The sequence below is a fragment of the Corynebacterium renale genome (assembly GCF_002563965.1).
Taxonomy (GTDB): domain Bacteria; phylum Actinomycetota; class Actinomycetes; order Mycobacteriales; family Mycobacteriaceae; genus Corynebacterium; species Corynebacterium renale.
This window is the reverse complement of the sequence record NZ_PDJF01000001.1, coordinates 945900-959115: the sequence shown is the minus strand read 5'-3', so window position 1 is coordinate 959115 and position 13216 is coordinate 945900. Positions and strand designations below refer to the sequence as shown.

General features: G+C 66.0%; 12 protein-coding genes and 1 pseudogene. 8 read left to right on the top strand and 5 right to left on the bottom strand.

Annotated features, from left to right (window positions below):
* Positions 1-38 precede the first annotated feature (38 nt).
* Complete coding sequence (locus ATK06_RS04495) at positions 39-1112, bottom strand: glycosyltransferase family 4 protein (RefSeq protein ID WP_048381257.1); 1074 nt, start codon at positions 1110-1112, stop codon at positions 39-41.
* A 28-nt stretch (positions 1113-1140) separates the two neighbouring features.
* On the opposite strand from ATK06_RS04495, the gene ATK06_RS04490 reads away from it, so the two are divergent.
* On the top strand, positions 1141-1884 hold the full coding sequence (locus ATK06_RS04490) for a class I SAM-dependent methyltransferase (protein ID WP_048381255.1): 744 nt from the start codon (positions 1141-1143) through the stop codon (positions 1882-1884).
* Between the two features lie 5 nt (positions 1885-1889).
* Positions 1890-2645, top strand: a complete 756-nt coding sequence (locus ATK06_RS04485) for a YwiC-like family protein (protein WP_098388910.1) — start codon at positions 1890-1892, stop codon at positions 2643-2645.
* Here the strand turns inward: ATK06_RS04485 and ATK06_RS04480 are convergent.
* Complete coding sequence (locus tag ATK06_RS04480) at positions 2628-3836, bottom strand: M20 metallopeptidase family protein (protein ID WP_048381250.1); 1209 nt, start codon at positions 3834-3836, stop codon at positions 2628-2630. The genes ATK06_RS04485 and ATK06_RS04480 overlap by 18 nt on opposite strands.
* Positions 3837-3945: 109 nt before the next feature.
* On the opposite strand from ATK06_RS04480, the gene ATK06_RS04475 reads away from it, so the two are divergent.
* Positions 3946-4962: an HNH endonuclease signature motif containing protein gene (locus ATK06_RS04475; protein ID WP_098388909.1), complete on the top strand. Its 1017-nt coding sequence runs from the start codon at positions 3946-3948 to the stop codon at positions 4960-4962.
* Here the strand turns inward: ATK06_RS04475 and ATK06_RS04470 are convergent.
* From ATK06_RS04470 to ATK06_RS11055, 3 genes are all read right to left on the bottom strand, one after another.
* Complete coding sequence (locus ATK06_RS04470; protein WP_098388908.1) at positions 4959-6779, bottom strand: phosphoenolpyruvate carboxykinase (GTP); 1821 nt, start codon at positions 6777-6779, stop codon at positions 4959-4961. The two genes, ATK06_RS04475 and ATK06_RS04470, sit on opposite strands and share 4 nt — an antisense overlap.
* A gap of 178 nt (positions 6780-6957) precedes the next feature.
* Positions 6958-7179 carry a hypothetical protein gene (locus tag ATK06_RS04465; RefSeq protein WP_048381249.1) on the bottom strand — a complete coding sequence of 74 codons (222 nt, stop codon included), beginning with the start codon at positions 7177-7179 and terminating at the stop codon, positions 6958-6960.
* Positions 7180-7187: 8 nt separating this feature from the next.
* Positions 7188-7778 (bottom strand): hypothetical protein, encoded by a 591-nt coding sequence (locus ATK06_RS11055; protein WP_143341391.1) that lies wholly within the window; start codon positions 7776-7778, stop codon positions 7188-7190.
* Between the two features lie 249 nt (positions 7779-8027).
* Between ATK06_RS11055 and ATK06_RS11050 the strand changes: the two genes are divergently transcribed.
* The 5 genes and pseudogenes from ATK06_RS11050 to ATK06_RS04440 all read left to right on the top strand — a co-directional run bounded on the left by ATK06_RS11050 (position 8028) and on the right by ATK06_RS04440 (position 13215).
* Positions 8028-8291, top strand: coding sequence for a hypothetical protein (locus tag ATK06_RS11050; protein ID WP_143341390.1), 264 nt, complete (start codon positions 8028-8030; stop codon positions 8289-8291).
* Positions 8288-9049, top strand: coding sequence for a tRNA (guanosine(46)-N7)-methyltransferase TrmB (trmB, locus tag ATK06_RS04455; RefSeq protein ID WP_048381247.1), 762 nt, complete (start codon positions 8288-8290; stop codon positions 9047-9049). Before ATK06_RS11050 ends, trmB begins: the two co-directional genes overlap by 4 nt.
* A gap of 65 nt (positions 9050-9114) precedes the next feature.
* Complete coding sequence (locus ATK06_RS04450; protein ID WP_048381246.1) at positions 9115-9810, top strand: NYN domain-containing protein; 696 nt, start codon at positions 9115-9117, stop codon at positions 9808-9810.
* 55 nt (positions 9811-9865) lie between these two features.
* Positions 9866-11989: pseudogene (locus ATK06_RS04445) on the top strand (MMPL family transporter); the annotation flags it as partial.
* A gap of 218 nt (positions 11990-12207) precedes the next feature.
* Positions 12208-13215 (top strand): lysylphosphatidylglycerol synthase transmembrane domain-containing protein, encoded by a 1008-nt coding sequence (locus tag ATK06_RS04440; protein WP_048381243.1) that lies wholly within the window; start codon positions 12208-12210, stop codon positions 13213-13215.
* The last annotated feature ends 1 nt before the right edge of the window (position 13216 follow it).

Sequence of the window (13216 nt, the reverse complement as noted above, 5' to 3'; positions counted from 1 at the left end):
ATGTGTCTATCCGGTTTGCGGGCCGTCCGCAGGGTTCGTTACCAAGAATTCACGTGCACGTCACGCAGTAGTTCCTCCCAAGCGCGGCCGGTTTCCTTCCACGACATGCCGGCCGCCTTCTGCTTGGCCGCCGCGCCGAGGCGTTTCCTGCGGGTGGGGTCGTCAAGAAGCTTCACGACGGCGTCGGTAAGCGAACCTACGTCCACGAGCACTCCGGTGACCCCGTCGTCGATTGAGTCTTGCAACCCGCCTGAGCTGCGGTAACCCACGGTGGGGACGCCGTGCTGCGCGGCTTCGGTGACCGCCAGCCCCCAGCCTTCCTTGCGTGACGGCATGAGGTGGAGTTCGGCGCGGTCGAGCAACGCGTGCTTGAACGATTCAGAAACGTGGCCGTGGAAAACCACCCGATCACTCAGCGGGGCCGCGTATTCGCGCAGATCATCGGCCCACCAGCCGGAACCAATCACATCGAGGACCACGTCGTCCGGCAGGTGTGCCAGCACGTCGATCGCGTGCTCGATCTGCTTGTGCGGCACCAGACGCGACAACGTAACCAGGTGGCGGCGGCCATCACTGGGCAGGCGCGGGAAGTTAGGCAGCGGATCCACCCCATTGCCGATCACCGTCACGTCGCGGACCGCGGGCAGCTCGGCGCGGCTAGCCTGCGAGACCGTCACCCACCGCGCCCGCCGGTACACGCGCGGGACCACCTGCGACTCCAGAAACCACCCGACCCGCCCCAGCAGCGGACCCGCCACCGGCCACTGCTCCTTGTGACAATGGTGCGTGAGCACCACAACCGGCGCCCGCGTGGCCAGGCGCGCAAAAAACGGGATCCCATTATGCGTATCGACGACCACGTCCGCCCCCCGCAGCCGGCCCACCGCCAACGACACCAGCGCCCGCAGATACACCGTGTACTTGCCGCCCGCGCGCTGGAAAGTGACGCCGCCGCGCTGCAGCTGGCGTTTCGCGTCGGTGAACGCCGCGGACCGGAAGATCACCTCGTGGCCCTGCCGTGCCAGGTACTCCCCGACGCGCTCCAGGTAGCGTTCCGAGCCGCCGCCTTGCGGGTGTGCGGTGTCGCGCCAGCACAACAGAATAATTTTCATCTTTGCCCATCCTAGTAGCCTGGTGGGCATGGCCAAACTTCCCCGCACCGCCCGCTTTGCCACGCTGCGCCGCGCGTTCGGGCTGCTCAGCGACTTCCGTTTCGAGCAGTCGGACCCGGACCGTTTTTACGGGCACCTCGCCGCCGACACCGCCGAGTTAGTGGCCGCGCTCTGCGACGACTGCGCCGTCCCCCTCGGCCGGGTCCTCGACGTTGGCGGCGGGCCCGGGTACTTCGCCGCCGAGTTCGCCGCGCGCGGGGCGGAGTACGTGTCGGTGGAGCCGGACGTTGGGGAGATGGCCGCCGCCGGGATCACGGGCCATGCTTCGGTGCGCGGTTCGGGGCTGGAGCTGCCGTTCCGGGACGAGGCGTTTGATGTGACGTATTCGTCGAATGTGGCGGAGCACGTCGCGAAGCCGTGGGCGATGGGCGAGGAAATGCTGCGCGTGACCCGCCCCGGGGGCCTGGTCGTCCTGAGTTACACGGTGTGGCTCGGCCCGTTCGGCGGCCACGAGACCGGCCTGTGGCACTACCTCGGCGGCGAGTACGCCCGCGACCGGTACACCCGCAAGCACGGGCACCACCCAAAAAACGTGTTCGGCACTTCGCTTTTCGACGTCTCCGCCGCCGCCGGCCTCCGCTGGGCTTCCAACTACGACGTGGTGGCTGCGTTTCCGCGCTACCACCCGTCGTGGGCGTGGCCGGTGGTACGGGTGCCGGGTGTGCGGGAATTCCTGACGAGTAACCTAGTCCTCGTCGTCAAACGAAAGTAGGAGTTATGAAGGGCTGGGTTCCGAACCAACACGGGGCGTGGGCGATGCTCGTCACCCCCGCAATCCTGGGCACGGTGGTCGTGGTCGCGCAAGGAGCCGTGGGGTGGCCGTGGCTGGCAATCATGGCGTCGTGGTTCTTCGGCTACTTCACGTTCTTCGCCTTCGGACTGGTCGCCCGCGCCCGCACGGCGGCGCGCCGCCGCGACTACCTGCCGCCGGTGCTCGTGTACGGGGCCGTCGCGTTCGTCGCGATCATCGCCGCCCTGGCCCTGCAACCCGAGTTGATCTGGTGGGCGTGCGGGTTCGGGCCACTCGTGGCCATCGCCGTGTGGGAAACACTGCGTGGCCGAGCCCGCTCCACGCTCTCCGGCGTCGCGACGACCATCGCCTCCGCCCTCCTCCTACCCGTCCTCATGCAGGTCGCCGGCCTCCCCCTCGGCCGCGAAGCCTTCCAGGCCACCTTCCTACTCGCGGCCTACTTCACGGGCATCGTCCCCTACGTGAAGTCCATGATCCGCGAACGTCGCAACGACGCCTACTGGCGTGGCTCCATCGCCTACCACGCAGTGGCGGCAGTGATGTGTGCGGTGCTGGCGACGTCGATAAGCGGCACGATTGCGATGGTATGGGCACTGTGGCGCGCCTGGTACTACCCCAAGCAGCAGCGCGCCGGCGAGAAAATCACGCCCCGGCAGGTGGGCATGCGCGACGTGCCCCTGCTGCTGCTGTGCTCGGTGGCCGTGCTACTGATTGTGCTTTAGACGCTCAAACGCCACCGCTGCCAACGCCGCGGCCTGGTCGCCCAGGACGGAATCGTCGAACTTCGCGTACGGGGAATGGTTCCACTCGCGCTCCGACTCCGGGATGTGCTCGTAGCCGGCGCCATAGAACATGAACGTGCCCGGAATCTCCTTGAGCACGTAGCCGAAATCCTCCGAGCCCATGTACGGGACGTCCAGCGGGCGCAGGCACTCCTCGCCGAACATCTCGCCGAAGAGGCGGGCAGCGAACTGATTCTCCGCCGGGTCCGTCGCCGCCGCCGGGTACAAGCGGTCAAAGTCCACGGTCACCGTGGCTCCGTGGGCAGCAGCAACACCCTCGGCGATGCGGCGCATGCGCTCCTCGACGAGGTCCACGTCCTCGTTGTGCAGGACCCGCACCGAGGCCCCCATAACCACCTCGCGCGGGATGGCGTTGTAGGCGCCGTCGCCGGAACGCAGGTTCGTCACCGAAATGACCACCGGACGCAGCGCCGACAAGCCACGCGTGATCCCGGTCTGGAAGGCCAGGATGATCTCCGCGGCGATGGTCACCGGGTCCAGGGCGGCCGACGGGTTCGACGCGTGCCCGCCCACGCCGTGGACGGTGATCGTGACGTTGTTCGTCGCCGACGTCACCGGCCCGTCAATGTAGTGGAAGGTGCCCTTGTCCTGCGGGCCCACGTGCAGGGCGTATGCGGCAATCGGGCGGGAACCCGACGCCTCCAGCACACCCTCCTGGATCATCGGCTCCGCGCCGCCGGGGCCCTCCTCGCCAGGCTGGAACATGAAGATGACGTCGCCGGCGAGCTCGTCGCGGTGCGCGCACAGCAGACGCGCCGCCCCGACCAGTCCGGCTGTGTGCATGTCGTGGCCGCACCCGTGCATGAGGCCGTCGATCTCGGAGGCGAAAGGTTCGTCCGTCTCCTCCTGGACGGCCAGCGCATCCATGTCCCCGCGCAGCAGGACGGATGCGCCGGTGGACTTTCCGCCACGCAGCACGGCGGTCACGGACGTGATTTTCTCGCCGACCGTAATCTCTAGCGGCAGCCCCTCGAGCGCGTCGAGCACTTTTTGCTGCGTCCGGGGCAGGTTATTACCGAGTTCAGGGTTGCGGTGCAGGTCGCGGCGGAATTCTTGCAGTTCAGGCAGGAGTTCGGCGGCGTCCTGGCGAAAAATTTCGGGGGTCGTCATAGGCACCAACTCTAGCAAGCCTGTGGATAACTACCCTGTTCGTACCATTATCCACAGGTTTTCGCCGCCCCGCCGACGCGCGCTGGCAAAAGTGGTTAGCGTCAACGGTATGGATATTTTTACACCCCTCACACAGCCCTTAGCCCTCTTCGAAGCCGCCGCCAACAAGGATTATTTGAAAGCGCTCGGCCTGCCGACCACCTGGATCACCACCCTGACCAAAGGCCACGAAGTCTTCTTCAAACGCACCCGCTTTAGCCGCTACCAACAACGCTGCCTCGCCTCCGCGCGCAAAAACGGGCACACGCTAGCAACCCTGGCGATCATCGCCGGCGCAAACTTCAAGAAAGAACTCCACGCGTGGCAAGTCCGCGAGGAACTCTGCCGCATGGAACCGGACGCCACGAAGATGTACGCGCACATCCGCACCCGCCGCGAGGCCCTCGAACCGCCGCCAGCACGCACCCCGGAGGTCACCACAAAGCACTACTCCGACGGCATGGCCTCCATGACTATCACCGGCGACAACGCCACAATCCATGACTTGCGGGCGCATATCCATGATTACGATGACGTCGAGAAGCTTTTCGACGGCAACCTCTCCCGCCAACCCACCACCACCACAGCCGTCCTGACCCTGGATGAACTGGACCAAATCATCGACGGCGACGGCGAAGAAATCACCATCCGCCTGACCAACGGCGCCACCATCACCGGCGCCGACTACGTCAACCGCGTGCTCGCCGACCGCGGCTACCTCATGCTCGCCCACCCCGAACAAGGGCCCGTCAACCTGTACCGACTCTCCCGGTTCGCCAGCGACAAACAACGGGAAATGGCCGCCGCCGAAAACCCCACCTGCGCCTGGCCAGACTGCAACAAAGGCGCCGACTTTTGCCAAGTCCACCACATCACAGCATGGAAAGACGGCGGCGACACCAACATGAAAAACCTGGTCAAACTATGCGAATACCACAACAGCATTAACGACGACGCCCGCCTCGGCAACGGCCGCGGCTACATCGAACGCACCGCCGACGGAACCGTGTGGATCTCCCCTTACGCGTACGCAAACGCAGGAAACCCCCGCACGGAGCGGGGGTCAGTAAACGCCAACGCTAGCTAGCTTGCTGCGGCGATGCGCTTCTTCAGTTCCTCGAACTGGCTCCACACTTCCTGCGGAACACGTGGGCCCAAGAAGGTCAGCCATGCGGAATTGTCGTCGACCTCGTTCGACCAGTCGGACGCCGGCGCAGACAGAGCCTCGCGCACGTCCTCGATCGGGGTGTCCAGACCGTCCAGGTCTAGGTCCTCGGCGCGGGCCGTCTGACCGACGATGGTCTCCTCTGCGCCAACCTTGCCCTCGATGCGGTCCACGATCCACTTCAGGATGCGGGAGTTCTCGCCGAAGCCAGGCCACAGGAAGCGGCCGTCGTCGCCGCGGCGGAACCAGTTGACCAGGTAAATCTTCGGCAGCTTGTTGCCGCCCTTCTCACCCATGTCGATCCAGTTCTGCAGGTACTCGCCGGCGTTGTAGCCGATGAACGGCAGCATCGCCATCGGGTCGTGGCGCAGCGCGCCGACCGTGCCCTCGGCGGCGGCCGTCTGGCCGGAAGCCAAGAGGGCGCCGATCATGGTGCCGTGTTCCCAGCTGTTCGCCTCGGTGACCAGCGGGACGGTGTCCGGGCGACGTCCGCCGAAGAGGATGGCGTCGATCTTCACGCCGCGTGGGTCGTCGAACTCTGGGGCTGCGGTTGGGCACTGGGAGATTGCGACGCAGTAGCGGGAGTTCGGGTGGGCGGCCTTCTCGTCAGAGTCCGGGGTCCAGTCGCGGCCCTTCCAGTCGATGAGGTGGTCGGGGGCTTCACCCATGCCTTCCCACCAGACGTCGCCGTCGTCGGTGAGCGCAACGTTGGTGAACAGGGTGTTGCCTGGCTCCATGGTCTTCATGGCGATCGGGTTGGACTTGTAGTCGGTGCCCGGCGCGACGCCGAAGAAGCCGTTTTCGGGGTTGACGGCGTAGAGGCCATCTTCGCGGAGGGTCAGCCAGGCGATGTCGTCGCCGACGACTTCCGCGGACCAGCCGTCGATGGTCGGGGTGATCATCGCGAGGTTGGTCTTGCCGCAGGCGGATGGGAAGGCGCCGGTCACGTGGTAGACCTTGCCCTCTGGGGAGGTGAGCTTCAGGATGAGCATGTGCTCAGCCATCCAGCCTTCCTCGCGGCCCATGACGGAGGCGATGCGCAGCGCGTAGCACTTCTTCGCCAGGATGGCGTTGCCGCCGTAGCCGGAGCCGAAGGACCAGATTTCCTTGGTTTCCGGGAACTGGGTGATGTACTTGGTGTCGTTGCATGGCCATGGGACGTCTTCTTCGCCTGGTTCCAGTGGTGCGCCGACGGAGTGGAGGCAGTGGACGTAATCGCCGTTTGGCCCGATCTTGTCGAGGGCCTCGGCGCCCATGCGGGTCATGATGCGCATCGACAGCACTACGTAAGCGGAGTCGGTGAGCTGGATGCCCAGCTTGGGGTCAGGGTCGCTGATTGGGCCCATGCAGAATGGGACGACGTACATGGTGCGTCCACGCATGGAGCCGCGGAAGTGCTCCAGCATTTCTTCCTTCATCGCCGCAGGTGGGGCCCAGTTGTTGGTGGGGCCTGCGTCTTCTTCTTTTTCGGAGCAGATGAAGGTGCGGGATTCGACGCGGGCGACGTCGGATGGGTTGGAACGGGCGAGGAAGCTGTTCGGGCGCTTTTCCTCGTTGAGTTTGATGAGCGTTCCGGCCTCGACGAGTTCGGAGGTCAGGCGCTCCCATTCTTCGTCGGAACCGTCAGCAAATACGACCCGCTCTGGTTGGAAGAGTTCTACGGATTCTGCGATCCAGGAAAGCATTTCCTGGTTCTGAGTAGGAGCTTCGCCTACGAGTCCTTTAATGCCAGAGGTCATGTACATCTCCTGTTGTCGAGGGTGCAGCAAAAGGCTTCTTCACACTCGAGATTATCTATTTGTTAAACAAAGTGTGAAAACTACCCACGTGTCGGCGGTCACAGGAGATGGGGAAAATGCAGGTTGCGGATAAACAGCCACGCACCCGGCTGTGGTCTATGTGTCCGAAATCGGGCCCCTACTGCCCCAATTCGGGGGTGATCCAGGTGGTGGGTGTGCGGAACTCGGTGGTGTTGCCATCGGCGTCGATGTGAACGGCATGGTCAGCGATACCGTCGCCGTCCAAGTCGGAGAACAGGGTCAGGCCATCGGAGGTGGTCAGGGCCAAGGAGTCGGAGGCGTCGTGCTCCAGGTCGCCGGAAAAATCTGCGAATTCGGTGAAGTGGTCGAGGAAGTCCATGATTGTCCTTATATATAGGTGGCGGCTTTGGTGGCGTTGTGGCGCAGCCATTCGACGGCGGGCCCCGGCTGCAGGAGGGCGGTGTCGCGCAGGTGAGCGTGGAGTTCGGCGCGGGCGGCCCGGTAGACCATCCACCACCGCGCCCCACCGACGAGCGTTCCGACGGCGGGCGCCCACCACGTGCCGATGACGGCACACGCCAACAGACCCAGGGCGAGCGCGACGCCACTCTGGACGGGGGCGTGGCACACGACGGCACCCCACCCGGGCGCGGGGACGGCGGCCGCAGACCAGGTGGTCAGCGTGCGGGCTGCGTGGCGCCACGCCCGGGCGGGCACAGCGGGTGCTCGCGGGGCTTCGCGGGCCAGGTAGTCGGGTAGCCAGGTTGGGAGGCGCTCGACGGGGCAGAAGGTGACGTCGGAAGGCCCGGGCGCGGTGGAGACCAGGGGTCGGGGCAGGTCCGCGAGTTCCGCGCCGTCCCAGCCGCCCGGCGGGGCGACGGCGATGACGCAGTCGGGGTCGGGAACATCGGCGACGACCACTACCCCGCGCAGCGACTCCGCCACCTCGGCGACGGGCGCGTCGGGCGGGCCGGTCACCACGACGGTGCGCGTCGGCCCGACCGGCCTCGGGGCGGTGAACGCCGCCAGTCCGCGCGCGGCCGGGAACCGGTAGGCCAGGGCCTCGCACTGGGCGGCCAGCATGGCTTCGCGGGCCTGGTCCACGGCGGGGCGCAGCGAGTCGATAAGGTCGGGCGTGATCGCGGCCGCGGAGTCCACGACGTGTAGCACCGGCCCGGGGACCGGCGCGCGTAACCGGGCGGCGGCCGCCGCGGGCAAACGCCCGGCGTGGATGATAAAGCACAGGTCAATGCCGGTTCCCGTGCCCAGGACCGGCCAGGTGACGTGCACCGGGGCGGCCGCGCATGGGGCGGGGCCGTCCAGGGTGCAGGCTCCTACGCGGAGCGGGCCGCGCAGGTCGGAACGCGCGGCGGCCAGCGCGCGCGTGACGTCGGTGTTTGTGGTGTGCTGGGCGAGCCAGTCGTCGATAAGCACTCTTTCCCCCTCGAGTTGTCTCCACCTAGGGTAGCAGGGAACAATAAGCAGCGATGAGTACTGACAACACCCGCGGAGTGGGCGAACTTCCCCACGGCCGCCCCCTGCAATCCGAATTCAACGACGGGCTCGACTACCCGCGCCTCGGCTCCATGTCCTTCCGCCGCGGCACCCTGACCCCTAACCAGGAGGAAATGTGGGAGACGTGGTGGCCACAGTGGGGCCGCCTGGTCGAAGATCAGCTTATCGACGTCCCCGCCTGGTTCGGCCGCGACGCCGAAAAGACGATCGTCGAAATTGGTTCCGGCACCGGCACCTCCACCGCCGCCATGGCACCGCTCGAGGCGGACACCAACGTGATCGCGGTCGAGATTTACAAGCCGGGCCTGGCCAAACTCATGGGAGCCTTGCTGCGCCAGGGTTCCGATAACGTGCGCATGGTCCGCGGCGACGGCATCGAGGTGCTCAACCGCATGATCGCGCCCGAGTCGCTGGACGGCGTGCGCATCTTCTTCCCCGACCCGTGGCCGAAGGCCCGCCACCACAAGCGACGCATCATCCAATCCGGGCCCCTCAACCTTATTGCCAGCCGCCTGAAGAAGGGTGGCGTCCTGCACGTGGCCACCGACCACGCCGACTACGCCGAGTGGATTTCAGAGCTCGTGAACGTGGAACCTGCCCTGGAATTCCGCGGCTCGGTGGCGGACTGGCCGGACTGCCCGATTCTGACGGACCGGCAGGTCATCACCAAGTTCGAAGGCCGCGGCCTGGACCTGGATCACACCATTACAGAATTCCTGTGGGAGAAGAAATAATCGCCGTGTACAAAGTATGCTCGTAGGGAAGTCTCTATTTCCTATTTAATACAAGGCCTTTAACTATGAGCGATATTCACGCAACGATGCACAACTACTCCGCCGAGGCCGGCCACCCGCATACGCCGCGCCTCGGGGAGGAGCATGCAGCGAAGAACCTCCTGCTCGTGTGGGACGCCCCAAACCTAGACATGGGCCTGGGGGCGATCCTGGGCGGGCGCCCGAACGCCACATTTCGTCCCCGCTTCGACGCGGTGGGCCGCTGGCTGGTAGGCCGTGCCGCTGCGCGCGCCGACCAGGTGGGCACGCCGGTAGAGCCGGAGGCCACGGTCTTTACCAACGTCACCCCGGGCGGGGCGGAATCGATCCGCTCGTGGGTGGAGGCGCTGCGTAACGTGGGTTTCGCGGTGTTCGCAAAGCCGAAGCTCAGCGAAGATTCGGACGTGGACCCGGACATGGTGGCCCACATCCGCCGCCGCTTCGAAGAAGGCGGGCTGACCGGAGTGGTCGTCGCAAGCGCCGACGGCCAGAATTTCCACTCCACGATCCAGACCCTGGCCAGCCAGGATATCCCGGTGACGGTGCTCGGCTTCCACGAGCATGCCGCCTGGGCAGTCGCAGATCCCACCATCGAATTCGTGGACCTGGAGGACATCCCCGGCGTCTTCCGCGAGCCGCTGCCGCGCATCAACCTGGACAACCTGCCCGACGAGGGTGCCTGGCTGCAACCGTTCCGCCCGCTGTCAGCACTGCTGGACTAATTTTTTGCTTCTCGACGCCCCTCCGTAAGGGCGTCGTAAAGCATGAAGGAGAACCATGTTTGAAAAATGGGGGCACTTTTCCTACCGTCACCGACGGATTATTCCCATCGTGGTGGTCGCGATCATCGTGGCCCTCTACGGCATATGGGGCACCCAGCTGGGCAATCGGCTCAGCCAGGAAGGGTGGGAAGACCCCGGTGCCGACTCCACGATCGGCGCGCAGATCGAACTGGAGACGTTCGGGCGCGACAACAGTGGCGACGTCGTGGTGGTCTACGAATCCACCTCCGGCCCACTGAGCGACCCGGCGCGCTTCACCGCGATCGCCGACGAACTATCCGCCCTCAAGGCCGAGCACCCGGCCGAGATCGCCCACGTGACCAGCTACTTTGATACACGCAACGCGAAGCTGCTCACACAGGACGGGACGCGCGCTTTCGCCGCGATCGGCCTGGCCGGCGACGGGGAACAGACCTTGCGCGACTTCCGCGCCATCGAAGATTCCCTGCACTCCCAAGACCTGCCCGAAGGCGTGACCGCGCACGTTGCGGGCGCGACCGCCGTTGCCGACGCCCTCGACGAGGGCATGGCCCGCGACATCCAGCGCGCCGAACTGGTGGCGTTACCGCTGGTGGCGGTCCTGTTACTGTTCGTCTTCGGGTCCGTCGTGGCGGCGGCGATGCCCTTGATCGTGGGCATCCTGTCGATCCTGGGTTCCCTGGGAATCCTGTCACTGTTGGCCGGGGTGGCGCAGGTCAACGTGTTCGCCCAGTCCGTGGTCACGCTGCTGGGCCTGGGCCTGGCCATCGACTACGGCCTGTTCATGGTGTCGCGCTTCCGTGAAGAGATGGATAAGGGCGAGGCCGTCCCCCAAGCGGTGGCCACCACGACCGCGACCGCCGGCAAGACGGTGGTGTTCTCTGCGGCGATGGTCGCCGTCGCCCTGTCCGGCCTCATGATCTTCCCGCAGGCCTTCCTGAAGTCGGTGGCCTACGGGGCAATCGCCGCCGTCGGCCTGGCTGCGCTGCTGTCGGTGACGGTGCTGCCCGCGATCTTCGGCATGATCGGCCCGCGCATCGACACGTGGTCCGTCCGCCGCACCGCGCGCACCGCCCGCCGCCTGGAGGACACGATCTGGTACCGCGTCCCCGCCTGGGCGATGCGGCACGCGAAGGTGGTCACCGCGGGTGTGGCGCTGGTGCTCATCGGCCTGACCCTGCCGCTGGTCGGCATCAAATTCGGCGGCATCAACGAAACCTACCTGCCGCCGGACAATGAGACGCGCCAAGCACAGTCGCTTTTCGACGACTCCTTCCCCGAATTCCGCACCGAACCAATCAAGCTGGTAGTCACAGGCGCCACAAACCAACAGCTGGTGGACGTGTACCAGCAAGCCAACCAGGTGGAAGGCCTGACGGGACGGTTCTCCCCGTCGCAGGCCACAAAGGACGGCACCACCGTCCTGTCCGCCGGCATCGAAGACCGCTCGCTCAACGAGTCCGTGATCGACCAACTGCGCCAGATCACCCCGCCGGAGGGCGTGAACGTCTACATCGCGGGCACCCCGGCGATGGAAGTCGAATCCATCGAAGCACTCCTCGGGACGCTGCCGTGGATGGCGCTCTACATCGTGGTCGCCACGTTCATCCTCATGGCCTTAGTCTTCGGCTCGCTGATTCTGCCGGCGAAGGCCGTGATCATGTCGATCCTGGGGTTGGGTGCAACGCTGGGAATCCTGACGCTCCTGTTCGTCGACGGCGTGGGCGCCGGCCTGTTCAACTTCACCGCCGGCCCGCTCATGAGCCCAGTCCTCGTGCTCATCATCGCGATCGTCTACGGGCTGTCCACCGACTACGAGGTCTTCCTGGTCTCCCGCATGGTGGAAGCCCGCGATCGGGGTGCCTCCACCGACGACGCCATCAAGGACGGCACCGCCCACACCGGCAGCATCATCACCGCCGCGGCGCTGATCATGATCGTGGTCGCCGGGGCGTTCGGGTTCTCGGACATCGTCATGATGAAGTACATCGCCTTCGGCATGATCGCCGCGCTCTTCCTCGACGCCACCGTCATCCGCATGCTGCTGGTCCCCGCCGTCATGCACCTGCTGCGCGAAGACAACTGGTGGGCACCACGCTGGGTGAAGAAGGCCTACGCTGTACTCGGCCACCACGAACCCGAGCCTGCCTCCGCCCCCGCCGAGGCCGAGGCCGAAACGTACGTCGTCTACGACCACGCGGCCATTCCCGCCGAGCAGGCCACCGTCATCGACGAAGACGAAGCCGTCCGCGGCGGACGCACCACCGAGGAGGACCAGGACCTCATCCCGTTCAGCCAGCTCATGGCCGAACTCGAGTACCGGGAGCGCGGCCAACTGCCGCCGGCTGAAAGGGACTAATGCTGGATTCGGTCCGGAGGTTCGTCGCAAAGCCGTGGGTGCGGTGGGCAGCAATCGCTGTGCTCATCGCGTTCCTCGTGGGGGTCGTGGCCACCAACGGCGACTATCTTCGCGACGGCCTCCGCCACGTCGCCGACGCCAACCCGTGGTACATCCTCGGCGCGTGCGCCGTCGCCGTTATCACCATGTTCTGCCAAGCAGAAGTGATGGTGGTGCTGCTGCGCGCCACTGGCGTCGACGTCCCCCGGGCGCGGGCCAACCTGTTGGGCTGGGAAGCGAACGCCTGGTCCGCTTCCCTGCCCGGCGGGCCGGCGGTCTCGGCGGCGATGATTTTCCGGGAGCAGCTGAAGTGGGGGGCGTCGTCGGTAGTCGCCTCCTGGTACCTCGTGGTCTCCGGCGTGCTGGCCGGGGCGGGTATGGCGCTCCTGGCCCTGCCGGCGGTGTTCTTCTACGGGGCGAAAATCCAGCCTGCTACCATCGCGTTCTCCCTGCTCGGCCTGGTTGCTACCCTGTGGCTGGTGTCGTGGCTGGCCCACAATCCGCAGCGCGTGGAGGCCGCTGCCCTGGCGGTCGTGCGCTGGTGGAACCGCGTCACCAAGGCGGACCCGGACCGGTGGGTCGATTCCGTGCACTCCCTGACCTCCCAGTTGTCGGCGGTGGACGTGCCGCTGCGCCGCGTGGGGTTGGCGCTGGGCTGGTCGGTGGCGAACTGGATTACCGAGATGGCCTGCCTGTGGCTGTGCATCCGCGCCGTCGGCGGCGAACCTGCCATCGCCGGTGTGGCGTTGGCGTTCCTGGGCGCGAAACTGGTCGGGCAGGTGCAGGTCACCCCCGGCGGGTTGGGGCCTGTCGACGTCGCCTTAACCTCCATGCTCGTCCCCCTTGCGGAACTTCCCATGAATGAAGTCCTCGCCGCCGTGATCATTTTCCGGCTCATCAGCTTCGTCGGCGTGACAGCCGTCGGGTGGCTGCTCTTCCTGATCGGGCAGGTGAAGCGGGTAGAGTAAG

Bases quoted from the DNA above. Each gene is read 5' to 3' on its own strand.
- ATK06_RS04495 (WP_048381257.1), bottom strand. From the start codon at position 1,112: ATGAAAATTATTCTGTTGTGCTGGCGCGACACCGCACACCCGCAAGGC.
- ATK06_RS04490 (WP_048381255.1), top strand. From the start codon at position 1,141: ATGGCCAAACTTCCCCGCACCGCCCGCTTTGCCACGCTGCGCCGCGCG.
- ATK06_RS04485 (WP_098388910.1), top strand. From the start codon at position 1,890: ATGAAGGGCTGGGTTCCGAACCAACACGGGGCGTGGGCGATGCTCGTC.
- ATK06_RS04480 (WP_048381250.1), bottom strand. From the start codon at position 3,836: ATGACGACCCCCGAAATTTTTCGCCAGGACGCCGCCGAACTCCTGCCT.
- ATK06_RS04475 (WP_098388909.1), top strand. From the start codon at position 3,946: ATGGATATTTTTACACCCCTCACACAGCCCTTAGCCCTCTTCGAAGCC.
- ATK06_RS04470 (WP_098388908.1), bottom strand. From the start codon at position 6,779: ATGACCTCTGGCATTAAAGGACTCGTAGGCGAAGCTCCTACTCAGAAC.
- ATK06_RS04465 (WP_048381249.1), bottom strand. From the start codon at position 7,179: ATGGACTTCCTCGACCACTTCACCGAATTCGCAGATTTTTCCGGCGAC.
- trmB (WP_048381247.1), top strand. From the start codon at position 8,288: ATGAGTACTGACAACACCCGCGGAGTGGGCGAACTTCCCCACGGCCGC.
- ATK06_RS04450 (WP_048381246.1), top strand. From the start codon at position 9,115: ATGAGCGATATTCACGCAACGATGCACAACTACTCCGCCGAGGCCGGC.
- ATK06_RS04440 (WP_048381243.1), top strand. From the start codon at position 12,208: ATGCTGGATTCGGTCCGGAGGTTCGTCGCAAAGCCGTGGGTGCGGTGG.